Here is a 25,837-nt window from a genome sequence, read left to right on the forward strand (position 1 = left end):
ATATATAATTAAAAGTAATGCGATATACTTCTTTCGTAAGAAAGAAGCAAGGCTTTGAGCGTGAGCGAAAAGACTAATTCACTGTGCAATTTTCAGAGAATATTTATATTCTCAATCTGGTGATTATGGCATGAAGGTAACACCCGTTCCCATACCGAACACGAAGGTTAAGCTTCAATGCGCCGATGGTACTGCAGGGGTGACCTTGTGGAAGAGTAGGTTGTCGCCAGGTAAGAAAAAACCGCTAAGTTTAACTTAGTGGTTTTTATTTGGTTAAATACAATTATATTTTTGGATTTTAGTGGCGATTTAATTTTAAGAGAATATACTGTTAGGGACAAGATCCATACTTCTAAAAAAAGGGGTATTCAGTATGAGTAAAAGATATCTATCAGGTATTGTATTTATAGTTGTGATTATGATAAGTGGATGTACTTTAGCGAATAAATCGGAGGCTGCGGTGAAATTGCCTCCTAGTGACGCAAAAATATATCAAAATAACGTTAGAGTGTCTCAAAATAGTATACAAAAAGAAAATGTACAAAATAACAGTATTAAACTTTTAGCTCAAAAAAAACAACAGCCAATTGCCCAAATAACATTCAAGCAAGGAAATAAGGGCAGTAAAGTTAAGGAAATACAGCAAAAGCTTAATAAATTTGGTTATAAACTTTATGCAGATGGAGATTTCGGACGATTAACCTATTATGCGGTTATAGACTTTCAAATGAGAAATAAGCTAATCAAAGATGGCATAGTAGGTAATTTAACACTAAAGAAACTTAATATGAAACCAACTTCACAGTCTATGTATAAACCACCAGTAATACAAAAATATACACCTAAAGTTTCAGTTTCAAACAATTCGATAGAAAAAACTATAAACAGTAAGAACATTTATAGTTCCACTGCTTATTTTATATGGATTGATTTATCTCACCAAAGGGTAAATATATTCAAAGGATCTAACAGAAAATGGAATCTTGTTAGATCAATGGCCTGTTCTTCAGGAAAATCAAGAACACCTACAGTTAAAGGTAATTTTACTGTGGGAATTAAAGGAATATACTTTATTTCAGATGGAGGCGCTAGGTGTAAATATTATACTCAAATAAGAGGTAACTATTTATTCCACAGCGTACTATACGATAGAAAGGGTAATTATGTTATAGATAACACCCTTGGAGTTCCTGTATCTCACGGATGTGTAAGGTTAGCTTTAAAAGATGCTAAATTTATATATGACAATATTCCAGCTAGAACTGCTATTTGGAGTAAATAAAAAGTAAATTATAAAAGGATATATACTCGAAAATAAGAATTCCATTTGGTATTCTTATTTTTATTGTATGGTACAATCTGTTGAGTTATTCCTTAGTTATGCTTAATAACTCTATTTTATAATTCCCATCAGGAGATTCTACCTCTACTATAGCTCCTACTGTTTTTCCAAACAATACCGTTCCTATTGGAGACTCAATACTAAACTTGCCATTTAATATATCCACTTGTAATGTTGTCACAAGTTCTATTGCTTCTATATCATTACTGCCTTCAAATTTTATCATTAATTTATCACTTATATTTGCACCTTTAGTATTATAAATAACATCATCTATAACTTCAGCAGTTCTAATCATTTTTATTAAATACCCCATTCTTCTGTAGTTTTCGTACATATTTGTTTTGGCAGCTTTATATTCAGCATTTTCACTTCTATCACCGTGAGCGGCAGCTATCATTTTTTCATGTGCAATTTCCATGGTTAAAGGACCTTTACGATAATCAAATTCTTTTTGAAGATCTTCAAGATCTTTTTTAGTAAGTTTATTATTCATTTTATCACCTTCTTTTATCTTTTTTTTACAGATTTTTTACTATGTAATTTAATATAAAACACATGATCTTGATTAGCAAATTTTATGATGTCACTGATTTGTGTTTTTCTTTAAAAGCACAGAGTGTTATTTGTATATTTTACCATTACACTTGCCGTTTTTCAAACTTTTTTAGTAAGCACCGTTATAATTCCCTATCAATGACCATCGATGATCATGAGTTAATGATAGTCTTAATAAGTTCAGCTAAGTCTATAAGTATAGTTTCTAATTCTACGGAAGTAGATTTTTCCTTTATGCAATTCATATAATCTTGTATTTCAATTAAAAAGCTATTTATGCTTACTCTTTGGATTTGATGGCATTTTAGTGATGAACTAAGTTTAGTTATATAACTAGCTAGTCTTGTTATTGAGATTTTTACTTGTTTAGCATTTGATACATTAAAGTTACTATTATTTTTTATTAGCTCGTTTATTCTTTCCTTTTCAGTTTCAATTTCAAATAATATATTAATGCTTGAAGTTGGTTTATCAAATATAATTTCGTCACTTATCATTTCAAGTGACCTAATTTCATTTTGAGGTGTAAGTGTTTTTTCTCCAGTAGCATTTATGGAGTTATTCAGCGTTTGTATTGTACTTCCCATTTGCTTTATTACGTACAATATAATTATAATGCTAATAAATACTATTGAGACTCCGCCTACAAATATATTATTTATTATCTCCTTTGTCCCCTTCATTAAGCGTTGATTCTCAATTATACCTACAACTTTCCATCCAGTAGCTAGATTGGTTCTATATGAAATATAATAGTCCGTTTTTTTATTAGAAACATGTAAGTTTCCGGAGTTTTTGCTGTATAGAGTATTTACAATACTGTTAGTGAAGACAGACGTTAATTCTTTATTTTCAAGATTATTTATTATAAAAAAGTCCTCTTTATCAGTTCTTGAAATAATAAGTATGTCACCTTCATTAACCCTTTTTAAAGAACTTATTTTCTTTGATAAATCATCAAGATAAATATCAATAGCAACAACACCTTTAAAGCTATTTTTTTTATCTATGACCATCTTAGAAACAGTAATTGTGAGTTTTTTTGTAGTACTATCAATATAGGGTTTTGTCCAAGTAATTTCACTATTTAATTTTATTGCATTTGTATACCATGGTCTTTGCGTTCCTAACCAATTGCTAATTGAAAGCTCTTTTGAGGTATCTGGCCATGAGACAAGTTTATTAATCCCAAATATCTTTTTTTTAGGCGTAAAATAAACAAAGGCAGTAGAAGAATATGATTGTTGAAAGGTTTTAAAAAGCTCAAGAGTTGAATTATAATATTTCTCAGGGTTATCAGAGACATATTGAACCATTTCATTTTTAGATAACATTTGGATAGAACTTTCAAAAGAGGATAAAAGTTCAGTTATCGAGAGGTTATGCTGATCTACAGAATAATTAAAGGCTGTAGTGTTCTTATTTCCAGATATTTTATTGTAGGTATTTATGTAAATGCTTATAACTAAAAAAACAATAATGACAATAAATAAAATTATTTTTACCGCTATGTTACTAAATATTTTCAACAAAAAAACACCTCCGAAACAAATCTTCATAGTTATTTTAGCATATGTAGAAATATGTTTAAAGTTTTTTGACCAAAACTAGAAAATAATAGGTTATAATAAAAGAAGTTATTGTAAGTAATATAAATATGTAAGTTAAGTTTAAGGAAGCGTAAGGTGCAGGGATGATATTCAAGTTTAAAAGAAAAATAGTATTACCAATATTACTATTATTGATAATGCCTACAGTAATTCTAAGTGTTTTATTTTTCAATAGAATGCAAAAAATTTCTTATGAAAACACTGTTGAAGATGTAGAAAACTCCTTAAAAACATACCCAATAAAGGATGAATTTTATTCTAAACAGGTGCTATTTAGCGAGCTTTCTTCCTTGATGAGTGTGAGGATTATAGCCTATGAAGGAAACAATATAGTTTATAACAGTCTGGATGGAATTAACTTAGATATTGAGGAAATAAAGCTTGGATATACGGGTAATAAAAGATATGAAATTAAGAAAAAGACTTATGAGAATTTCAATATTTCTATCTATATAATTATTGACAGGTTTAAGATATTTTCAAATATCTTAAATATAAATATACCATATTTAATACTGATAATCATCTCAATATTTATTTCTTTGCAAGGCATATTGTTATTAATGGATAGTTTTTTTAAGCCTATCTCAATACTCTTAGATGGGTATAATGATATAATATCTGGAAACTTAAAAAGTGATATAAATATTAAAAGGGAAGATGAACTAGGACTTTTGGGTGAAGCCTTTAATGAGATGAAAAAACGTATAGCTATTGGTAGTAATAAATTTTTACTAATGAAAAGGTTTAATGATGATATGTTACGGAGTATATCATCAGGGATAATAACTGCCGATATGTTCGGAAAAATAAAAAACTATAACGATGCAGCTTCAGATATTATCGAAAGGGTAATGTGTCTTAATGAAATAAATCCGGAGATAGTAAAAATACTTATGATGCAAATAAATGAGACTATAGAAAGGTTGGACTCAGTAAATAAAGTAGAGTATTTTAATGGATATGATACAAAAGAGTCAGTTTACCTAGATATAACTACATCCTTAATGAAAAATTCTTTGGGAGAATGTATTGGAGTGATATGTGATTTTAATGATATTACAAACAGAAAAAAAATCGAAGAAAATGTAGAAAGAATAAATAGACTTACGTCACTTGGGGAGCTTACAGCAGCTTTAGCTCATGAGATAAGAAATCCTCTTTCAGGAATTAAAATGAGTGCCCAAATATTAAACAAAAGACTTGTTAGTCAGCTTAAGGTATCTGATCAAAATCTCTTTGAAGCTATAATTACAGAAACAGAAAGAGTAGATTTGCTAATTACAGACCTTTTAAACTTTTCAAAACCACGAATACCAAAGTCTCAAATTATAGATGTATCTGAAATTCTTGATAGAGCCTTAATTTTTTCAAAAGAAAAAATTAGAGAAAAGCAAGCCTTGGTTAATGTGAGATATAACATTGATGAAAAAAAAGTATATTTCGATAAGGGACAGCTTTCGCAGATTTTTTTAAACATCATATCTAATGCGTTAGATGCCATTGATATAAAGGGTAAATTAACGATAACTGTAAAAAAACCTACTAAAAATGCTGAAAAATATGTAAGTGTAACATTTGAAGACAATGGATGTGGAATAAAAGAGGAAAATATAAACAAAATTTTTAACCCATTTTTCACAACAAGGGAGAGTGGAACTGGACTAGGCCTTTCTGTAGTTCATAAATTAGTGATGTCAAATAACGGGAAAATTGAAGTCGAAAGTATAAAATCAGTAGGAACTATTGTGAAAATATATTTACCAAAGCATAAGGGAGATATTAATGAAGACTAAAGTTTTAGTAATTGATGATGAACAAATAATGAGACTTACCCTTGAAGAGGGACTTTTTGATCTGGGATATGATGTTATGGTGGCTTCAGATGGTTCGGGGGGAATGGAGAAGTTAAAGTCCTTTAGACCGGATGTCATTTTGCTTGATATGAGACTTAAATCTGAGGATGGACTTGATATTGCAAGAAAAATAAAGGAAGTGGATGAATATGTAGAAATAATTATTATGACAGCATATGGAGATATTAAGACTGCCATTGATGCAATTAAGATAGGTGCTATAGATTATATAAAAAAACCTTTAGATATCGATGAAATAGAGGTTACAATATTAAAGGCAATTACTAGCCAAAATATGAAGAAAAAACTAAAGCTTTATGAAGAAAAGGAATTGAGGGATGGAGAAAGTTTTATAAGCAAAGATCCTGTAATGGAAGATACAATAAGAAAAATGAATGTATTAGCTAAAAACGACTCTGTAACTGTGATGATTAGAGGGGAAACTGGAACTGGTAAAGAGGTTATTGCCAACTATATTCACAAAAATAGTGAAAGAAAGAATGCAATAATACTCAGTGTTAACTGTGCCGCAATACCTAAAGAACTTTTAGAAAGTGAACTTTTTGGTTTTGAAAAAAATGCATTTAGTGGTGCAGCTTCAAGGAAGAAGGGCCTTTTGGAACTAGCACATGGTGGGACTCTTCTCCTTGATGAGTTGGGAGAAATGCCAATTGGTATGCAGTCTAAGCTTCTTAGGTTTCTTGAAACAAAAAAATTCAACAGAATAGGCGGACTTGAGGAAATAGAAGTTGACATAAGAGTAATTGCGGCTACTAACAAAAATCTTGAAGAAGCAATAGCAAAAAAAGAGTTTAGGAAAGATTTATATTATAGGTTAAATGTAGTACCTATTTTTATACCGGCATTAAGGGAAAGAAAAATTGATATTTTGGAGATTTCTAAACACTTTCTGAATATTTTTAACATTAAGTTCAAGAAAAATGTTAAAGGCTTCACAGATCAGGCCATTGAAAGAATGACATCCTATGGTTGGCCTGGAAACATAAGAGAACTTAAAAATATTATAGAGAGAATTGTAATTCTAAATGATGTGAAGCTTATAGATGTTAAGCAACTTCCAAGTGAGATGCAAAAACAGTTGACTAAGAAGAAAAATATTAAACATGAAGATGAGAGGGAAGAGATTATTGAAGAAGGTTTTTCACTAGAAGAAAAGGTAACAGATTTAGAAAAATACTATATAGTAAAGGCCCTAAACAGGACAAAGCAAAATTATAGTGCTGCTTCAAAACTTCTCGGAATTTCAAGGCATGCACTTAACAGGAGGATAGAAAAGTATTTTAAAAATGTAGTGAATGATGTTTAAATTAGTAGTAACTTAGTTTTAGATGCAAAAGTGCTCTATATCAAACAACTTGTTTGATATAGAGCACTTTTTTTGCTCGTTTTACAACATATATAAGGTAACGGGTACAAAAAAACGTTAGTTTTCTGAATTGCATGTATATTTAGAATTTGGCATGTATATTGCTTTATATATAAATGTCAGATATTATGGAAGGGGTGGTTGTAAATGCAATCAATATTAAAAACAGCAATTGAAAACAGTAAAAAAATTACAAGTGATGGAAAAGTAGCAACGTATATTCCTGAACTTGCAAAGGGGGATAGAGATGCCCTTGGAGCATGTATTTTTGACACAAGCTGTAATATTATTTTAGAAGGTGATTATCAAACAAAGTTTACTATTCAAAGTGTATCAAAGGTGGTAATTCTTATATGTGCTCTTATTGCTAATGGAAAGGATGTAGTTTTTTCTAAAGTAGGTAAGGAACCTTCAGCAGACCCATTTAATTCATTGGTGAAGTTAGAAATGAAGGAGACACATAAACCATCAAATCCGTTTATAAATGCAGGCGCAATAGTTTGTACATCCCTTGTGGAAGGAGATAACGGGATAGAAAAGTTCAGTAAAATTCACAATATGATGAAAAAATTAGCAAATAATAATGACATTGAGGTAAATTATTCAGTTTATAACTCTGAAAAATTGACTGGGAATACAAACAGAGCTATTGCTTACTATCTAAAGGGAGCAGGCATAATTGAAAAGGATGTAGAAGACGTATTAGACGCATACTTTAAATGCTGTTCAGTAGAGGTAGTTGTTGAGGATATAGCAAGAATGGCATCAGTAATTGCAAACAATGGAGTAGCACCATGGTCAAATGATCGGATAATTCCAGAGGATGTCAATAAAATAGTTAAGGCTATTATGATGACCTGTGGATTATACGACAGATCCGGAGAATTTTGTATTGAGGTTGGTGTTCCTGCTAAAAGCGGAGTAGGTGGATGTATTATGGCTGTTGTTCCAAACCGTATGGGAATAGCAGTTGTAGGGCCAGCACTTGATAAGTACGGAAATAGTATTGCTGGAACGAGAGTTCTAGAAGAACTTTCTAAAGAACTTAATCTAAGTATATTCTAAATTTTTAAATAAAATACATAATAAGGTATGTTGATAATAGAAAAAAGTTATTATATTTCAGTATTTAAATTATTTAAAGGAGTGTGGCAAAATGGTAAATTTATTAAATTCTATTGTAACATCATTTAATAACATACTTTGGTCTTACGTGCTCATAATTTTACTTATAAGTATTGGAGCATATTTTACTATTCATCTTAAGTTTCCACAGTTCAGATTTTTCTCTCAGACATTTAAACTGCTTAGGGGTGGCAAAAAAACCTCAGAAGGTAATAAGAGTTTAGGAGTTTCATCATTTCAAGCATTCTGTATAAGTGTTGCTTCCCATGTTGGTACTGGAAACCTTGCGGGAGTTGCAATAGCAGTTTCAGTTGGGGGTCCAGGAGCAGTTTTTTGGATGTGGGTTATAGCTCTTTTAGGTGCAGGCTCAAGCTTTGTTGAAAATACATTAGCACAGATTTATAAAATAAAGGACGAAAATGGATACAGGGGTGGTCCTGCATACTATATGGAAAAAGCCCTTGGCAGGCGAAAACTTGGTATAGTATTTTCAATACTTATAACTATATCATTTGGGCTTGTATTTAATTCAGTTCAAGCAAATACTGTAACATTAGCCCTTGAAGGAGCCTTTGGTATTAGTAGATTCGTGGGTGCTATTATTCTTGTAGTACTTACTACTTTGGTTGTATTTGGTGGCGTTAAGAGAATAGCAAAAGTTGCAGAGGTTATAGTACCAGTTATGGCAGTAGCCTATGTATTAGTTGCATTCTTTGTAATTTTCAAAAACATAGCTGAAGTTCCAACCGTATTTAAAATGATTTTACAAGGTGCTTTTGGTTTAAAGCAATTTACAGGCGGCGGAATTGGTGCAGCTATTATGATGGGTATTAAAAGAGGCCTATTCTCAAATGAAGCAGGTATGGGAAGTGCACCAAATGCAGCGGCTACAGCAGAGGTAAGCCACCCTGTTAAACAAGGTATTGTGCAAGTATTTGGAGTTTTCCTTGATACTATAGTAATATGTAGTTCGACAGCATTTATTATTTTAATTTCTGGAGAACATCTAAATGAAGGACTTACAGGAATAGAACTAACACAAGCAGCATTAACTTCTCAGGTCGGTGAATGGGGTAATATATTTATAGCAATATGTATTTTTATGTTTGCATTTAGTTCTATACTTGGAAACTACTATTATGGTGAATCAAATATTGAGTTTATAAATGGAAAGAAAACGTGGCTTACTATTTTTAGAGTAGCTGTAATCGGTATGGTATTTTGGGGTTCAATGTCTTCAGTAAGTATCGTATGGGATATAGCAGATTTATTCATGGGAGCAATGGCACTTATAAACATTATTGTTATTTTCAAATTAAGCAAGGTAGTTTCAAAGGTACTTAAGGATTATGCAATTCAAATTAAACAAGGTAAAGATCCGGTATTTTATGCGGATTCGATTGATGGACTTACCAATACTGAGTGTTGGGATAAGGGGTAGTAGAGAGTTCTAATACTGTCCTAAGCATAAATAAAAACCTAGAAGCGTTAGTGTTTCTAGGTTTTTTGTTATTACTAATAAAGAGAATTTGAGGGTTTGGAAGATAAAATTGTCTGAATTTATGGAATATTGAAATATTTTAGTGTATAATATAAATGTATTTGTAAAGACGGGTGTTATTTCTAATTTAGCAAACTTGAATAACCAACGTATTCAACCAGGTCTGGAGGTATTTAAAGTGTTAGAATTAATTAACTTGGTATATAATGATATTATTAGATATAAAATAGTTTTAAAATAAATTATAAGGTGTGTTGACATGGAAGAGTTAAGAAGCGCGATTAATGAAATAGTAAAGCAAGATATTTTTAAATTAGTTATTAGTAATAAAATGAATAAAGATCTACAGTATAATAAAATAACTTTCGTATTGAAAGAAGATGATGTAAAGCAATATTATCAAATAGAAAAAAACACTGATAAGCAAGCTTTCCATGAAAATATTACTATAGATATTTTAGAAGAAAAAATACTAGAATATGTATCAGCGAGTTATAAACAAGTAGATGCTTGGTCAAATACAACTACATTTGATTTGAAAATATCTAAAAAAGGTAAAGTTCATTTAGGCAAGAAAAAAAGTGATAATGTAAAAATTGCTAATAGAGGACATAACAAAGAAAAAAATTATATTCTTAAAGAGGGTATGATAATAGAACCCCTTATAGATTTAGGCATTTTTACAAAAGAGGGCAGGGTTGTTAATTCAAAATATGATAAGTATAAGCAAATAAATAAGTTTGTTGAAATTATTGATGATGAAATTAAGAAGAATGATTTTAAGAAACTTACTATATTAGATTTTGGATGTGGTAAATCTTACTTAACATTTGTATTATATTATTACTTTGTAAAAATCAAAAAAATCAATGTAAAAATGATAGGACTCGATCTTAAGGATGATGTAATTAAAAAATGTAATGACATATCTAAAAGATATAATTATGAAAACTTACATTTTGAGCTAGGAGATATAAATGGATTTAAATATGATAATAAAGTCGATATGGTAATTACATTACATGCATGCGATACAGCTACTGATTATGCTTTATATAATGCGATAAAGTGGAATAGTAATATGATTTTCTCTGTTCCTTGCTGCCAACATGAATTCAATAGTCAAATTAAAACAGAGTCATTATCTATATTAACAAAGTACGGAATAGTACAAGAAAGAGTTTCAGCGCTTATGACAGATTCAGTAAGAGCAAATCTTTTGGAAAGCGCTGGATATAAAACTCAGCTTTTAGAATTTATAGATATATCACACTCTCCTAAAAATATATTAATTAGAGCTTCAAAAGCGAATATATCTAATGACAAAAAAGAAAAAGCATTATCTGAAGTTAATGTTTTAATGAGTCAATTTAATTTAAACTCAACATTATTTAATTTATTAAAAAAAGATAATTTAATATAAATTTATTTTCTATATTAAGAGACGATAATCTAGAGTGCTGAAAAAAATATATAAAAAGAAAGTAGATGAGATGCAAAAATGTTAACAATATATGCGGTATCGGATTCAATAGGAGAAACGGCGGAACTTGTAGCTAAATCAGTAGCGAGTCAGTTCCCAGATAGTGTAATAGTGAAAAAAACACCACATATTAAAACAGCTGAGGATGTTAATTATTTTATTAGCAAAATAGATAGCGATTCAAAAGTAATGATTATTTCAACTATAATTATGGTAGATGTAAAAGAATTTTTAGTACAAAGATGCGTAGAAAAAGGAATATTTGTATCGAATGTTTTAGGACCAGGGATAGGACTAGCTTCTAAGTTATTAAATAAACAGCCAGAATACATTCCAGGAGCAATATGGAAAATGGATAAGGATTATTATAAAAGAATAGAAGCTATGGAGTTTGCTATGCAATATGATGATAGTCGAGATTATGATGGAATAAAACATGCAGACGTAGTGCTTATTGGTGTTTCAAGAACTTCAAAAACCCCATTGTGTATGTATTTAGCTAATAAAGGAATCAAATCTATAAATATACCATTAGTGCCTGAAGTTCCTGTTCCGGAAGAACTATATAACATTCCTGGGAGGAAGATCATAGGGCTTAAAATAAATCCTTTTGAGCTTATTGAAATAAGAAAAAATAGAATGGGTAAATTCAATGGACTTAATGCTAACTTTCAATATGCTAATGACTCTAGAATATTAGATGAATTAGATTATGCAGAAAAAATAATGAAAAAAGCAAGATGTTTAACAATCGATGTTACTAAAAGAGCTATAGAAGATACGGCTTTAATTATTATGAAAAGTATAGGGTATGATCAATAGTCAAAAGTGTTGTTAATGCTTTTCAATACTTGGAATGTGAATATACTTAATTGATGTTAAATTTGCATACAATGGTCAAGTCTGTGGTATAGTGTCAGCCGATAAGAATGCTTTAAAAAACAATACCAAGTAAACCTAAGTACTTATACATGCATTCACTTTTTTTGTTTATTGTCTTAATTAAGAGGTATCTATTTCGGAAATATCTATTACTAACTATTAATTATTATATAGTATATAATAGTAACAAATAAAGGGAGTTTTTGTATGAGGACGAGAGAAAATAAAATATCCATAATTGGAGCAGGTTTTGTAGGTTCTACTACAGCATTTGCTTTAATGACTGGAGGATTAGCATCTGAAATTGTAATTGTAGCGCCAGAAATATACATACCTATATAATGGGTGAACATGGGGACTCAGAAATTGCTACTTGGAGTTTAACTAGTATTGCAGGTATGAATGTTGATGAGTACTGTGATATGTGTCCTAATAAATGTGGTGGAGAGATGAAGTTTGATATATATAAGGAAGTAAAAGAAGCAGCTTATACTATTATTAAAAAAAAGGGTGCAACATATTATGCTGTTGCTCTAGCCATAAAAAGAATAGTTGAAGCAATATTAAGCAATGAAAACTCTATTCTTACAGAATCATCTCTGCTAAAGGGCGAATATGGAATCCAGGATATTTATATGGGAGTTCCAACAATTTTAGGTAGAGAAGGAGTTAAAAAAATATTACAGGTCAAACTCAATGAGGATGAAACAGGTAAACTTTTGGAATCTTCAAAGGTACTGAAGGAAGCTATAAAAGATTCAAAAATATAAGGGTGAGGCATCTGATATAAAATAACAAGTCAAAAAAATTACCGGATTTTATTTAAGAACAATTAAATAGGATTATGAATATAAAAAGAATCTTTTCTGAATAGTTAAGATTCTTTTTTGTATTCAAATTTTTAATTAAAAGGCTAAAATTTTAAACGGAATGGGCGGCCTATTCACTGCAGAAGATGATTGAAACATGACTATCTAAGCTAAGGTAGTTTATTTTTATGTTGCAAATCGTCGGATGGTGTATAATGATTAATGTAAACAAAACTGGATATAATGACAAGAATAAATAAAAAAGATTATCAGGTGGCAAAATTAAATACCAAGTGGTTAAAGGAAGGTAGTAAAAATGTATAAACATGAAATATTATTTCAGGATTATTTAGAACTAAAAAGTAAAGAATCAAAAGATTGTATTATGGGTTTTCAAGAATACAATGATCCTTGGAAAGATATAGAAATTAAAGTTAATTTAATAAATGGTGACTGGTTAAGAGTTTATTATAATGATGGTGATATAGATTGGTGTTAAAAAAATAAAATAATCCTCTCAAATTGGGAGGATTATTTTTATGCTAAGATAAACCAAAGAAATACCTTACTTTTTTATAGATAACAGAACTTATTAGCAAGCTACCAAGCATATTCCCCTTAAGTATCTACAAGTATAAGCTATAATTTCTCTAATTCTATATAGTTCACTTTCCTTATTTCGAGCCCTCCAGATTTTTGCATAATCACAGAACCACACTTCGAGATTTTCTGCGAGATCCATTGGACTAAATACTGTATCTACATCATTTTTAGAATACTCATTCTTCAAAAGATTTAGGAAAAAGCTATTCACAAGTTGTATTGCCCTTGCTGAAACAATAAATTCTTGTAGATCAAAGGTGTTTATGCACACTTTCTTAGACAATGTAGTAAACTTATTTTCTATTTCACGAGCTATGTTATAACCAGATAAAATCTTTTTCCAATCAAGCTCACTGAAACTCTCTTTAATATCTGATTTTTCACTATGATTTTCCTTCCATTCGACTAGTTCATACCAGCCTACAACCTGATCTTTGGATAATTTATTCAATAGAGATACGAGTTCAAGTGAGTCATCACCATACTCTATTAAGGACAAGGCCTTAAATACATTTTCAAACTCTTTCTCACCATCTGGGTTCCATGATAAGGACGCTCCGTATGCCATACCTGGAATTGAGCTACTTAAAAAATTTATATGACCAAAATCTCCCCAGTCAGTATTGAGAACACCTGTTGCACCATATTTAACACCATAGGCTACCATTCTTTTAATATTCTCAAAACCCTTATCCACTTTGTTCACTAGTTGATTCCATCCCCATACACCTGGGCACACGTACTGCTCCATACCTGACTCAGTTATTGCTTTTGTTCCATCCTCTTTGGCATTTTCGTTATAGTCCCAATTAAGACATATGGCATCCTTACTTATATTGTTTAAAAGTTCAGGATGATGTAAAATTACATCCCCCCAGAACATAACTTTCTTGCCTTTTTTCTTGACTATATCTATTACTTTGTTCAAAAATTCAACATATAACATTCCAACACCAACTTCATCGGCTTTGGACTTACTTTTACCCTTTCCTAAATCAAAGGTTTCATCACAGCATATATTGAATGTGTCTGAGCTAAATAGCGGTATATATTGCATTAGCATTTCTTCAACTAGTTTTATGCTACCTTCATTAGTTGCATCCAGTGTGTGTGAAACCATTCTATGACCAAAAGAGTACTCGCCTCCCTCACTGTTTTCTAGCTCACACAATTCATTGAAGGACTTTGACCTAAGTACCTCATACATATGCCCGAAGGTAGACAAGGATGGGATTAATTCAACATGTCTTTTTTTGCAATATTGGTCAAGTATTAATATTTCCTCCGCTGTTAGTGGGTCTTTGTCCATCCATATTTCACTCATGCCCTTAAATGCAAAAGTATGTTCTATATACAATTGCAACTGATTAATTTTATAAAAAGCTGCCCTGTCAACTAGTTCCATAAGCATTTTAAGTGTTGGCACCTTGCCTCTTGTAACATCATGATAGAAACCACGGTTAGTAAAGTATGGCTCGTCTTCAATTTTGAGATTTGGAAGTAAAGTTCCATTTTGCCTGATAATTTGTCTAAATGTCTGTACTCCATAAAATATGCCTATGGAAGTTGCAGCACAAATTTCGATGCAGTTTCCACCAATAATTAAGGTGTAAGCCTCTTTTGGACCTACTACTTTTTTAAATATAATTACGGTTTTATCATTATGGAAATCAAAGGCCTTATTTATTACTAATTTGAAGCCTAATTGTTGCTGAATTTCCTCTTGTAATACAATCGCGGCATTTAAGTCATCAAAATCACATTGGTAATCTAAGACTATCTCCGTATCACGTCTAAGCTGCAATGTACCTTTATTCAGTTCTAATTGTTTTGGACTTGGTATTAAAAACATATTGTACACTCCCTATATTTTGTTTGATTAGAATTCGGGTTACTAGCCCTTAACTAGGGTAATAAATCCCGGTTTTACTGAGTATTATAGAGAAAAATATCTATAAAATAAAAGCATCCCTTTTATAATAGTTTTGCGATAAACTTTATATAAAAAGATGCTAATAAAATGAACAAAAAATATTTAAATCAAACTCTTATCTACTTCTCTACGCTATACCATATTGGAGAAGAAATCAATAGACTGATAGATAATAAAAAAATTACCAAAAGCAATTAATAACAAGGATACGATTTCAAGTCATATCCTAAGACTTAGAGATGTTTATTTTCGCATTTATGTAAAAATAAACTACATATATAATTAAGAAATATATATATGTAGAAAGTTAACATATATAATCATAATAGGGTTGATTTTGAAATGTATTGATAATACTTAGCCATGTGTATCAGGATGCCAAATATTGAATTATTTAGACTTATATGTAGAAATATGAATATAATCTAGCTAGAGTACCTATGTTGTGAAATTATGCTCTTATTTATGTGATAGAATACTCCTTGTCGTCACAAACGAGTTGCACGATAAGTTAACTGTTGATAACTATTTAATATGTTTTCAAATGAAAATAAGTTTTAAAAAGTTGTTGACAAAACAAGAAATACCTAGTAGTATAGTAGAAGTCGTCACATGATGACAAAGCAAGTTGGTCTTTGAAAATTAAACAGAGAAATAGGTAAAGATAGCGAAATAATATTTCGTTAAACCAGTTAATTACTTTAGTATAAAGTAAAATTTAGTCGTAAGACTAAAAGTATGTAATGAGCTTGCTAACCAGCTTAACAGTTGGCGCAGATTAATCATTTCAACTAAAAAAGTGTAAACTTTTAAATTGAGAGTTTGATCCTGGCTCAGGACGAACGCTGGCGGCGTGCCTAACACATGCAAGTCGAGCGATGATTCGTCTCCTTCGGGAGACGTTGATTAGCGGCGGACGGGTGAGTAACACGTGGGTAACCTGCCTCAAAGAGGGGAATAGCCTCCCGAAAGGGAGATTAATACCGCATAATATGTTTTGGTCGCATGATCGAAACATCAAAGGATTTTTCTTCGGAAAATTCCACTTTGAGATGGACCCGCGGCGCATTAGCTAGTTGGTGAGGTAACGGCTCACCAAGGCGACGATGCGTAGCCGACCTGAGAGGGTGATCGGCCACATTGGAACTGAGACACGGTCCAGACTCCTACGGGAGGCAGCAGTGGGGAATATTGCGCAATGGGGGAAACCCTGACGCAGCAACGCCGCGTGAATGATGAAGGCCTTCGGGTTGTAAAGTTCTGTCTTCTGGGACGATAATGACGGTACCAGAGGAGGAAGCCACGGCTAACTACGTGCCAGCAGCCGCGGTAATACGTAGGTGGCAAGCGTTGTCCGGATTTACTGGGCGTAAAGGATGCGTAGGCGGACATTTAAGTCAGATGTGAAATACCCGAGCTTAACTTGGGTGCTGCATTTGAAACTGGGTGTCTAGAGTGCAGGAGAGGTAAGTGGAATTCCTAGTGTAGCGGTGAAATGCGTAGAGATTAGGAAGAACACCAGTGGCGAAGGCGACTTACTGGACTGTAACTGACGCTGAGGCATGAAAGCGTGGGGAGCAAACAGGATTAGATACCCTGGTAGTCCACGCCGTAAACGATGAATACTAGGTGTCGGGGGTCGAACCTCGGTGCCGCCGTTAACACATTAAGTATTCCGCCTGGGGAGTACGATCGCAAGATTAAAACTCAAAGGAATTGACGGGGGCCCGCACAAGCAGCGGAGCATGTGGTTTAATTCGAAGCAACGCGAAGAACCTTACCTAGACTTGACATCCCCTGCATAACCCAGAGATGGGTGAAGTCCTTCGGGACAGGGTGACAGGTGGTGCATGGTTGTCGTCAGCTCGTGTCGTGAGATGTTGGGTTAAGTCCCGCAACGAGCGCAACCCTTATCATTAGTTGCTACCATTAAGTTGAGCACTCTAGTGAGACTGCCCGGGTTAACCGGGAGGAAGGTGGGGATGACGTCAAATCATCATGCCCCTTATGTCTAGGGCTACACACGTGCTACAATGGTGAGTACAAAGAGATGCAAGACCGCAAGGTGGAGCCAAACTCAAAAACTCATCCCAGTTCGGATTGTAGGCTGCAACTCGCCTACATGAAGCCGGAGTTGCTAGTAATCGCGAATCAGCATGTCGCGGTGAATACGTTCCCGGGCCTTGTACACACCGCCCGTCACACCATGAGAGTTGGTAACACCCGAAGTCCGTGAGGTAACCTAACACTTAGGTGTTTATGGAGCCAGCGGCCGAAGGTGGGATTGATGATTGGGGTGAAGTCGTAACAAGGTAGCCGTAGGAGAACCTGCGGCTGGATCACCTCCTTTCTAGGGAGTAGATGTATTGACTTCGGTCGATGCACAATATCTATTGTAATTAATCGTACCTAGTTCTCTGTTTAATTTTGAGAGACTAATTTTAGTTAACTCTTAGGAGTTAGCTAATTAATAGTTTTTCTTAAAATGTTCTTTGAAAATTGCACAGTGAAAAAAGTTGTTTTAAAAAAATTAAAACTATGAAAATAGTTTATGAATTGATTTAATACAATTTCGCAAAATTAATATAACCGTCTATGTAAATAGACAGAATCAAGGTCAAGCTACAAAGGGCGCATGGCGAATGCCTTGGCACTAGGAGCCGAAGAAGGACGCGTTAAGCTGCGATAAGCTTTGGGTAGGCGCAAATAGCCTGTGATCCAAAGATTTCCGAATGGGGGAACCCACATAGTAACAACTATGTACTGCATACTGAATAAATAGGTATGCAGAGGTAGACCCGGGGAACTGAAACATCTAAGTACCCGGAGGAAGAGAAAGAAATATCGATTTCCTAAGTAGCGGCGAGCGAAAGGGAAAGAGCCCAAACCCAGGTCTTTGACCTGGGGGTTGAGGATAGATCATAAATACTGCAATTCCTTAATTGAAGATAGCTGGAAAGCTGCTCCGCAGAAGGTAATAGGCCTGTAAATGAAAAGGAAAAACAGTCAGATCTAATCCAGAGTACCACGAGACACGTGAAACCTTGTGGGAAGCTGGGAGGACCACCTCCCAAGGCTAAATACTACCTAGTGACCGATAGTGAAGAAGTACCGTGAGGGAAAGGTGAAAAGAACCCCGGAAGGGGAGTGAAATAGAACCTGAAACCGTGTGCCTACAACCGGTCGAAGCACTTTATATGTGTGACGGCGTGCTTTTTGTAGAACGAGCCAACGAGTTACGATATGTAGCAAGGTTAAGTACTTAAGGTACGGAGCCGAAGGGAAACCAAGTCTGAATAGGGCGTTGTGAACGCAAGTTCACGAAGTTGCATGTCGTAGACCCGAAACCGGGTGACCTATCCATGGCCAGGATGAAGCGGAAGTAAAATTCCGTGGAGGTCCGAACCACGTTGGTGTTGAAAAACCATGGGATGAGCTGTGGATAGCGGAGAAATTCCAATCGAACTCGGAGATAGCTGGTTCTCCTCGAAATAGCTTTAGGGCTAGCGTCGATTAATTGAGTAATGGAGGTAGAGCACTGAATGGGCTAGGGGCTGACAACAGTTACTGAACCCTATCAAACTCCGAATGCCATATACTTTTATTTCGGCAGTCAGACTGCGAATGATAAGATCCGTAGTCAAAAGGGAAACAGCCCAGACCATCAGCTAAGGTCCCAAAGTGTAAGTTAAGTGGAAAAGGATGTGGGATTTCTAAGACAACTAGGATGTTGGCTCAGAAGCAGCCACTCATTTAAAGAGTGCGTAATAGCTCACTAGTCAAGAGATCCTGCGCCGAAGATGTCCGGGGCTAAAACTTACCACCGAAGCTATGGGTGTACACAATTGTGTACGCGGTAGAGGAGCTTTCTGTACTGGCTGAAGTCATACCGTAAGGAGTGGTGGACGGTACAGAAGTGAGAATGTTGGCATGAGTAGCGAGAGTTAAGTGAGAATCTTAACGGTCGAAAACCTAAGGTTTCCTGAGGAAGGCTCGTCCTCTCAGGGTTAGTCGGGACCTAAGCCGAGGCCGAAAGGCGTAGGTGATGGACAATCGGTTGATATTCCGATACCACCAATGGACGTTATTAGAAATGGGATGACGCAGGAGGATAAGATGTGCACACTATTGGATGTGTGTCTAAGCATTTAGGCGGAGCAAGCAGGCAAATCCGTTTGCTCTTAACGCTGAGATGTGATGGGGAAGGGAATTTATTCCCGAAGTATCTGATTCCACGCTGCCAAGAAAAGTCTCTATCGAGGATATTGGTGCCCGTACCGCAAACCGACACAGGTAGGTGAGGAGAGAATCCTAAGACCATCGGAAGAATTGTTGTTAAGGAACTCGGCAAATTGACCCCGTAACTTCGGGAGAAGGGGTGCCTACGTAAGTAGGTCGCAGAGAATAGGCCCAAGCAACTGTTTAGCAAAAACACAGGTCTCTGCTAAAGCGAAAGCTGATGTATAGGGGCTGACGCCTGCCCGGTGCTGGAAGGTTAAGGGGATTACTTAGCGCAAGCGAAGGTATGAACTTAAGCCCCAGTAAACGGCGGCCGTAACTATAACGGTCCTAAGGTAGCGAAATTCCTTGTCGGGTAAGTTCCGACCCGCACGAATGGCGTAATGATTTGGGCACTGTCTCAACAACACATCCGGCGAAATTGTAGTGCAAGTGAAGATGCTTGCTACCCGCGATTGGACGGAAAGACCCCGTAGAGCTTTACTGTAGCTTAGCATTGAATTTCGGTATTGTCTGTACAGGATAGGTGGGAGACTGAGAAACATGGGCGTCAGCCTGTGTGGAGTCATCCTTGGGATACCACCCTGACAGTACTGAGGTTCTAACTGGAGGCCATGAATCTGGTCACAGGACATTGTTAGGTGGGCAGTTTGACTGGGGCGGTCGCCTCCAAAAAAGTAACGGAGGCGCCCAAAGGTTCCCTCAGCGCGGTTGGAAATCGCGCGAAGAGTGCAAAGGCAGAAGGGAGCCTGACTGCGACACTTACAAGTGGAGCAGGGACGAAAGTCGGGCTTAGTGATCCGGTGGTACCTCGTGGGAGGGCCATCGCTCAACGGATAAAAGCTACCTCGGGGATAACAGGCTGATCTCCCCCAAGAGTCCACATCGACGGGGAGGTTTGGCACCTCGATGTCGGCTCGTCGCATCCTGGGGCTGAAGTAGGTCCCAAGGGTTGGGCTGTTCGCCCATTAAAGCGGCACGCGAGCTGGGTTCAGAACGTCGTGAGACAGTTCGGTCCCTATCCGTCGCGGGCGTAGGAAATTTGAAGGGAGCTGTCCTTAGTACGAGAGGACCGGGATGGACAAACCTCTGGTGCACCAGTTGTCACGCCAGTGGCATCGCTGGGTAGCTATGTTTGGAAGGGATAAACGCTGAAAGCATCTAAGCGTGAAGCCCACCCTAAGATGAGATTTCCCATAACGCGTGTTTTTAACACAAGTTAGTAAGACTCCTGGAAGACCACCAGGTTGATAGGTTAGAGGTGTAAGCATGGTAACATGTTCAGCTGACTAATACTAATAAGTCGAGGGCTTGACCTAAATATATAATTAAAAGTAACGCGATATATTTCTTTCGCAGGAACTATTTCTTTCGTAAGAAAGAAACTAAGCTTCTGACAAAGGAAGAAGCTTAATTCACTGTGCAATTTTCAGAGAATATTTATATTCTCAATCTGGTGATTATGGCATGAAGGTAACACCCGTTCCCATACCGAACACGAAGGTTAAGCTTCAATGCGCCGATGGTACTGCAGGGGTGACCTTGTGGAAGAGTAGGTTGTCGCCAGGTAAGAAAAAACCGCTAAGTTTAACTTAGTGGTTTTTATTTTGCGTAAATATATTATGAGGCAATTAACTTTTTCTATTAATAGCACTAAATAAAGCATTTAGTGAAGCTGTATCAATATTCGCAGAAACACCAACCCCAAAATACCTTTGGCCATTGTATTCTATTTGTATATAAGTGGCAGCTTTTGAGTTCGAACCACTGCCTAGAGCATGTTCATCATAAGATATAAAGTTATAACCATTAATGTTTGAACCATGTAGCGCATTGAAGAAGGCGTCTACTGGACCGTTTCCAACTCCAGAAATATTCATCGCTTTACCACTTACTGAAATTAATGCCTGGATGTTAACTATATTTTCATCTGTTTCAACGTTTTGTACTGATTGGATGGTATAACTTTTCAATAAATTTGGGGATTTTATATTTAAGTATTCACTTTTAAATAGATCATGAATTTGAATTGATGAAAGCTCTGTTCCTAGAAGATCTGTTTGGTTCTTTACGAGTGTGCCAAAATCATTCTGCATAGATTTAGGTAAAACAAAGCCAAATTCATTTTCCATTATAAAAGCAGCACCACCTTTACCAGATTGACTGTTAATACGAATAATTTCTTCATACTCTCTGCCAACATCGTGTGGGTCAATTGGAAGATAAGGAACTTCCCAAAAATTACTATTTGAATCATGATTAGATTTAAAACCTTTTTTGATTGCATCTTGGTGTGAACCAGAAAAAGCTGTGTATACAAGTTTTCCGGCATATGGATGACGCTCATGAACCTTCATTTTAGTGCAATCTTCATAGACTGCTACAATCTTATAAAGTTTTGAAAAATTTAATTCAGGATTTATCCCCTGAACATGCATATTTAAAGCCATTGCCATAATATCAAGATTCCCGGTTCGTTCACCATTACCAAATAGAGTGCCTTCAACTCTGTCAGCTCCTGCAAGAATTCCAAGCTCTGATGCCGCAGTACTAGTACCTCGGTCGTTATGAGTATGAAGACTTATTAGAACGCTTTCTCTATTTTTAATGTTCATGCAGAACCATTCAATTTGATCTGCATAAATATTAGGAGTAGCCATCTCAACTGTTGATGGTAAGTTTAAAATAACTTTTTTTGCGGGAGTTGGTTTCCAAACATCTAATATAGCTTCACAAATCTCTAGGGAATATTCAAGCTCAGTTCCAGTAAAACTTTCAGGGGAATATTCAAAAGAAAAATCTGTTTCAGGGTATTTATTCTTGTATTCCATTAGAAGTTTTGCACCAGTAACTCCGATATCGATAATTTCTTGCTTGCTTTTGTTAAAAACAACTCTTCGTTGTAAAATTGAAGTTGAATTATAAAGGTGGACAATTGCTTTTTTTGCTCCTTTAAGACTTTCAAAAGTTTTTTTTATTAAATGCTCTCTTGATTGAGTTAAAACTTGAACAGTCACGTCGTAAGGTATAAGATCTTTTTCTATCAAATGTCTTAAAAATTGATATTCTGTATTTGAGGCAGATGGGAAGCCCACCTCTATTTCTTTAAAGCCAATATCAACAAGAAGTTTGAACAATTTAACTTTTTCGTCTACGTTCATTGGAATTGGAAGGGCTTGATTACCATCTCTTAAATCAACACTGCACCAAATTGGTGCTTTTTCAATTTGTTTATCAGGCCAGTTACGATTTTTAATATTTATACTACCATATGGTTTATATTTTTTATATGACATTTAAAACACTCCCTTAAAATTATTAGAAATAATTGCAAAGAAACTTCGCCTCGATCAATAGGTGAAGTTTCTTGAGGCTTTTACTATTATATTTCTTTTGCAATAAGGTCGGACATTTCCGAAGTGCCAACGGAGTTCATGCCAGGTTGCATTATGTCAAAGGTTCTATATTTTTTGTCTAAAACCTTAGATACTGCATCTTCAACATCTTTTGCGGCATCTTCCATATTAAAGCTATATCTAAGCATCATTGCTATGCTCATTATAGTTGCAATTGGATTAGCTTTATTTTGGCCAGCAATATCTGGTGCTGAACCGTGTATTGGTTCATATATACCAAGAGTGCTGTTACCTAAACTTGCAGAAGGAAGCATTCCAAGGGAACCCGTAAGCATTGAAGCTTCATCACTTAGGATATCACCAAACATATTTTCAGTTAAGATTGTATCAAATTGCCCTGGATTTCTTATAAGCTGCATCGCACAACTATCAACTAATTGTACATCGAGAGTTACATCTGGATAATCTGATGCCATTTTTGTAACGATTTCTCTCCAAAGTCTTGAGGTCTCAAGCACGTTAGCTTTATCAACTAATGTAAGCTTTTTAGTTCTTTTTCTTGCAGTTTCAAAACCAACACGAGCTATTCGCTGGATTTCATAAGTTGAATAAGCCATTGTATCACATGCCTTTTGGCCACCTCCATCTAGGTCTATTCTAGATTTTTCACCAAAATATATTCCACCTGTTAATTCCCTAATAACCATAATATTAATGTTGCCTTTAAGAATTTCTGGTTTAAGAGCTGAAGCTTTTTTTAATTGTGGGAAAAGAATAGCAGGTCTTAAGTTTGCAAAAACCTCAAGTTCTTTTCGTATTCCAAGTAAACCAGCCTCAGGTCTTGAGTTTCCAGGAAGTTTATCCCACTTAGCGCCGCCAACAGAACCAAGTAGAACTGCATCACTATTTTTACAAGTATCTATAGTTTCCTGTGGAAGAGGAACTCCCGTTTTGTCTATAGCTATTCCGCCCATTAAAACATCAGTATAAACAAATGGAAAGTTATATTTTTTAGATATTACATTTAACACCTTAATTGCACCTAGAACAATCTCTGGTCCAATTCCATCTCCTTTAATAACAGCTATTTTTTTCATTAAACTTCAGTCCTTTCTTTAAGATAATTTATAAGACCTTCAGCATTAATTATATCTTGCATAAATGATGGAAAAGGTGTCGCTTTATAAGTTTTTCCACTTGTGTTGTTTATGATAACGCCAGTAGAGACATCAATTGATACATCATTTCCTTCTTCAATATCCTGAGCGGCTTCAGTGCATTCTAAAATAGGTAAACCTATATTAATTGAATTTCTGTAGAATATTCTTGCAAAAGTTTCAGCAATTATACAACTAATTCCTGCAGTCTTTATGGCAAGAGGTGCATGTTCTCTTGAAGATCCACAACCAAAGTTTTTACCAGCGACCATTATGTCACCATCTTTAACTTTGCGTGTGAAATCATTATCGATATCTTCCATACAATGTGATGCAAGCTCTTTTGCATCTGAGGTATTAAGATATCTTGCAGGGATTATAACGTCAGTATCTACATTGTTACCAAATTTTATAGCTTTTCCTTTAAACATTACATTACCTCCTCTGGTGAAGAAATTTTTCCTGTTATAGCTGATGCTGCAGCAATTGCAGGGCTGCAAAGATATACTTCACTTCCAGGATGGCCCATTCTGCCAACAAAATTTCTATTTGTAGTAGAGAGAGCTCTTTCGTCATTTGCAAGTACTCCCATATGTCCACCGAGACATGGTCCACAAGTTGGCGTACTTACGGCAACTCCGGCTTCTATAAATATTTCAATTAAACCTTCTCTAATTGCCTGAAGATAAATTTTTTGAGTAGCAGGGAAGATTAGTGTTCTTATTTTAGGATGGACTGTTTTACCTTTGAAGATACTTGCAGCCATTCTAAGGTCTTCTATTCTTCCATTAGTACAAGAACCAATAACTACTTGATCGATTAAAACTTCACCAACCTCATCGATAGTTCTAGTATTATCAGGAAGGTGAGGGAAGGCTACAGTAGGTCTTAGAGTACTTAAATCGATTTCTATTACCCGAGAGTATTCTGCATCAGCGTCAGCACTGAAAATTACAGGAGTTTTAGTTGAATGCTGTTTTACATATTCCAAAGTTTTAGTATCAACTTCAAATATTCCGTTCTTAGCACCTGCTTCAATAGCCATATTAGATATTGTAAATCTGTCATCCATAGATAGATTAGCGAGGCCCGGCCCTGTATATTCCATTGATTGGTACAGTGCACCATCTACTCCTATCATTCCTATGATATGAAGGATTACGTCTTTACCACAAATCCATTTTTGCATTTTACCAGTTAAAATAAATTTTATTGCTTCGGGTGTTTTAAACCAACATTTTCCACTTGCCATTCCTGCTGCCATGTCAGTTGAGCCAACTCCAGTAGAAAAAGCACCTAAAGCACCATAAGTACAAGTGTGAGAATCAGCACCTATTACAACATCACCAGTTACAACAAGCCCTTTTTCTGGAAGTAGTGCATGCTCTATACCCATTTGACCTACCTCAAAATAGTTCTCAATTCCTTTTTTATATACAAATTCACGGGTACATTTACATTGCTCAGCGGATTTAAAATCCTTATTTGGAGCAAAATGATCTGGAACAATTGCGATTTTCTTTTTATCAAAAACTTTATCAACACCCATTTTGTTGAACTCATTTACGGCTACTGGGGTTGTTATATCATTACCTAAAACTAAATCAAGATTTACCATAACTAATTGACCAGCTTTTACATCTTTTAAACCAGCATGTGATGCAAGTATTTTTTGTGTCATCGTCATTCCCATAGTAAATTTAAACCTCCTCTTAAAAATTGAAAGACATTTTATAAAGTATAATTTTTTATTTTTAATAGTAACATATTAAATCATCTCCTGCGGAGCTGCAACATCTTCATAGAAGATGCATTAACGACTTCAAAAGGAGATTGATACTTCCACTGAAGTTTTCTATTTGTTAGGGTATGTAACTCCCACTCATAGAAGTGGGAGACTTTCCTTCTGAAATGTCGTTAAAAAAAGGTACAAAAAAACAGACGTCTTCACTTGGGGCGAAGAGTCTGTCGCGGTACCACCCATATTTATAACTTA

The 25,837-nt window shown here is 34.8% G+C and carries 15 protein-coding genes, 4 rRNA genes, 1 pseudogene and 1 other annotated feature (1 of these 21 running past the window's edge); of the genes and pseudogenes, 13 read left to right on the forward strand and 7 right to left on the reverse strand.

Annotation, left to right across the window (positions count from 1 at the left end):
- Positions 1 to 115 precede the first annotated feature (115 nt).
- Positions 116 to 232, forward strand: a 5S ribosomal RNA gene (rrf, locus tag ACWJJ7_RS16650).
- A 141-nt stretch (positions 233 to 373) separates the two neighbouring features.
- Positions 374 to 1,282, forward strand: a complete 909-nt coding sequence (locus ACWJJ7_RS16655) for a L,D-transpeptidase family protein (RefSeq protein WP_462963071.1) — start codon at positions 374 to 376, stop codon at positions 1,280 to 1,282.
- An 85-nt stretch (positions 1,283 to 1,367) separates the two neighbouring features.
- On the opposite strand, the gene ACWJJ7_RS16660 is transcribed toward ACWJJ7_RS16655, so the two are convergent.
- Positions 1,368 to 1,838, reverse strand: coding sequence for a GreA/GreB family elongation factor (locus ACWJJ7_RS16660; RefSeq protein ID WP_462963072.1), 471 nt, complete (start codon positions 1,836 to 1,838; stop codon positions 1,368 to 1,370).
- 214 nt (positions 1,839 to 2,052) lie between these two features.
- Positions 2,053 to 3,432 (reverse strand): cache domain-containing protein, encoded by a 1,380-nt coding sequence (locus tag ACWJJ7_RS16665; RefSeq protein WP_462963073.1) that lies wholly within the window; start codon positions 3,430 to 3,432, stop codon positions 2,053 to 2,055.
- A gap of 161 nt (positions 3,433 to 3,593) precedes the next feature.
- Between ACWJJ7_RS16665 and ACWJJ7_RS16670 the strand changes: the two genes are divergently transcribed.
- The 8 genes and pseudogenes from ACWJJ7_RS16670 (at position 3,594) to ACWJJ7_RS16705 (ending at position 13,052) form a co-directional block, all read left to right on the forward strand.
- Complete coding sequence (locus ACWJJ7_RS16670) at positions 3,594 to 5,306, forward strand: ATP-binding protein (RefSeq protein WP_462963074.1); 1,713 nt, start codon at positions 3,594 to 3,596, stop codon at positions 5,304 to 5,306.
- The gene (locus ACWJJ7_RS16675; protein WP_462963075.1) at positions 5,296 to 6,693 is read left to right on the forward strand and encodes a sigma-54-dependent transcriptional regulator; all 1,398 of its coding nucleotides are present in this window, start codon (positions 5,296 to 5,298) and stop codon (positions 6,691 to 6,693) included. Before ACWJJ7_RS16670 ends, ACWJJ7_RS16675 begins: the two co-directional genes overlap by 11 nt.
- Before the next feature lie 207 nt (positions 6,694 to 6,900).
- Positions 6,901 to 7,818 carry a glutaminase A gene (gene glsA, locus ACWJJ7_RS16680; RefSeq protein ID WP_462963076.1) on the forward strand — a complete coding sequence of 306 codons (918 nt, stop codon included), beginning with the start codon at positions 6,901 to 6,903 and terminating at the stop codon, positions 7,816 to 7,818.
- A gap of 91 nt (positions 7,819 to 7,909) precedes the next feature.
- Entirely contained in the window at positions 7,910 to 9,319 is a 1,410-nt protein-coding gene (locus ACWJJ7_RS16685; RefSeq protein ID WP_462963077.1) for an alanine/glycine:cation symporter family protein, read from the forward strand.
- Positions 9,320 to 9,638: 319 nt separating this feature from the next.
- Positions 9,639 to 10,802, forward strand: coding sequence for a class I SAM-dependent methyltransferase (locus ACWJJ7_RS16690; RefSeq protein ID WP_462963078.1), 1,164 nt, complete (start codon positions 9,639 to 9,641; stop codon positions 10,800 to 10,802).
- Positions 10,803 to 10,880: 78 nt separating this feature from the next.
- Complete coding sequence (locus ACWJJ7_RS16695; RefSeq protein ID WP_462963079.1) at positions 10,881 to 11,684, forward strand: pyruvate, water dikinase regulatory protein; 804 nt, start codon at positions 10,881 to 10,883, stop codon at positions 11,682 to 11,684.
- A gap of 285 nt (positions 11,685 to 11,969) precedes the next feature.
- Positions 11,970 to 12,514 (forward strand): annotated as a pseudogene (locus tag ACWJJ7_RS16700) (Rossmann-fold NAD(P)-binding domain-containing protein); the annotation flags it as partial.
- Between the two features lie 355 nt (positions 12,515 to 12,869).
- Complete coding sequence (locus ACWJJ7_RS16705) at positions 12,870 to 13,052, forward strand: hypothetical protein (protein WP_462963080.1); 183 nt, start codon at positions 12,870 to 12,872, stop codon at positions 13,050 to 13,052.
- A 93-nt stretch (positions 13,053 to 13,145) separates the two neighbouring features.
- On the opposite strand, the gene ACWJJ7_RS16710 is transcribed toward ACWJJ7_RS16705, so the two are convergent.
- On the reverse strand, positions 13,146 to 15,008 hold the full coding sequence (locus ACWJJ7_RS16710) for a beta-N-acetylhexosaminidase (RefSeq protein WP_462963081.1): 1,863 nt from the start codon (positions 15,006 to 15,008) through the stop codon (positions 13,146 to 13,148).
- Between the two features lie 891 nt (positions 15,009 to 15,899).
- On the opposite strand from ACWJJ7_RS16710, the gene ACWJJ7_RS16715 reads away from it, so the two are divergent.
- From ACWJJ7_RS16715 to rrf (ACWJJ7_RS16725), 3 genes are all read left to right on the forward strand, one after another.
- Positions 15,900 to 17,439 (forward strand): 16S ribosomal RNA (locus ACWJJ7_RS16715).
- A gap of 265 nt (positions 17,440 to 17,704) precedes the next feature.
- Positions 17,705 to 20,647, forward strand: a 23S ribosomal RNA gene (locus ACWJJ7_RS16720).
- A gap of 133 nt (positions 20,648 to 20,780) precedes the next feature.
- A 5S ribosomal RNA gene (gene rrf, locus ACWJJ7_RS16725) occupies positions 20,781 to 20,897 on the forward strand.
- The 16S, 23S and 5S rRNA genes sit together here, the layout of an rRNA operon.
- Positions 20,898 to 20,959: 62 nt before the next feature.
- Here the strand turns inward: rrf (ACWJJ7_RS16725) and leuA are convergent.
- The 4 genes from leuA to leuC all read right to left on the reverse strand — a co-directional run bounded on the left by leuA (position 20,960) and on the right by leuC (position 25,534).
- A complete protein-coding gene (gene leuA, locus ACWJJ7_RS16730) occupies positions 20,960 to 22,624 on the reverse strand; it encodes a 2-isopropylmalate synthase (RefSeq protein ID WP_462963082.1) in 1,665 nt (554 codons plus the stop codon).
- A gap of 86 nt (positions 22,625 to 22,710) precedes the next feature.
- Positions 22,711 to 23,781: a 3-isopropylmalate dehydrogenase gene (gene leuB, locus ACWJJ7_RS16735; protein ID WP_462963083.1), complete on the reverse strand. Its 1,071-nt coding sequence runs from the start codon at positions 23,779 to 23,781 to the stop codon at positions 22,711 to 22,713.
- Positions 23,781 to 24,272, reverse strand: a complete 492-nt coding sequence (gene leuD / locus ACWJJ7_RS16740; RefSeq protein ID WP_462963084.1) for a 3-isopropylmalate dehydratase small subunit — start codon at positions 24,270 to 24,272, stop codon at positions 23,781 to 23,783. The genes leuB and leuD overlap by 1 nt, the downstream gene beginning before the upstream one ends.
- Entirely contained in the window at positions 24,272 to 25,534 is a 1,263-nt protein-coding gene (leuC, locus tag ACWJJ7_RS16745; protein ID WP_462963085.1) for a 3-isopropylmalate dehydratase large subunit, read from the reverse strand. Before leuC ends, leuD begins: the two co-directional genes overlap by 1 nt.
- A gap of 256 nt (positions 25,535 to 25,790) precedes the next feature.
- Positions 25,791 to 25,837: a binding site (T-box leader), on the reverse strand; it runs 176 nt beyond the window's last position.

The sequence above is a fragment of the Clostridium sp. CM042 genome (assembly GCF_055080995.1).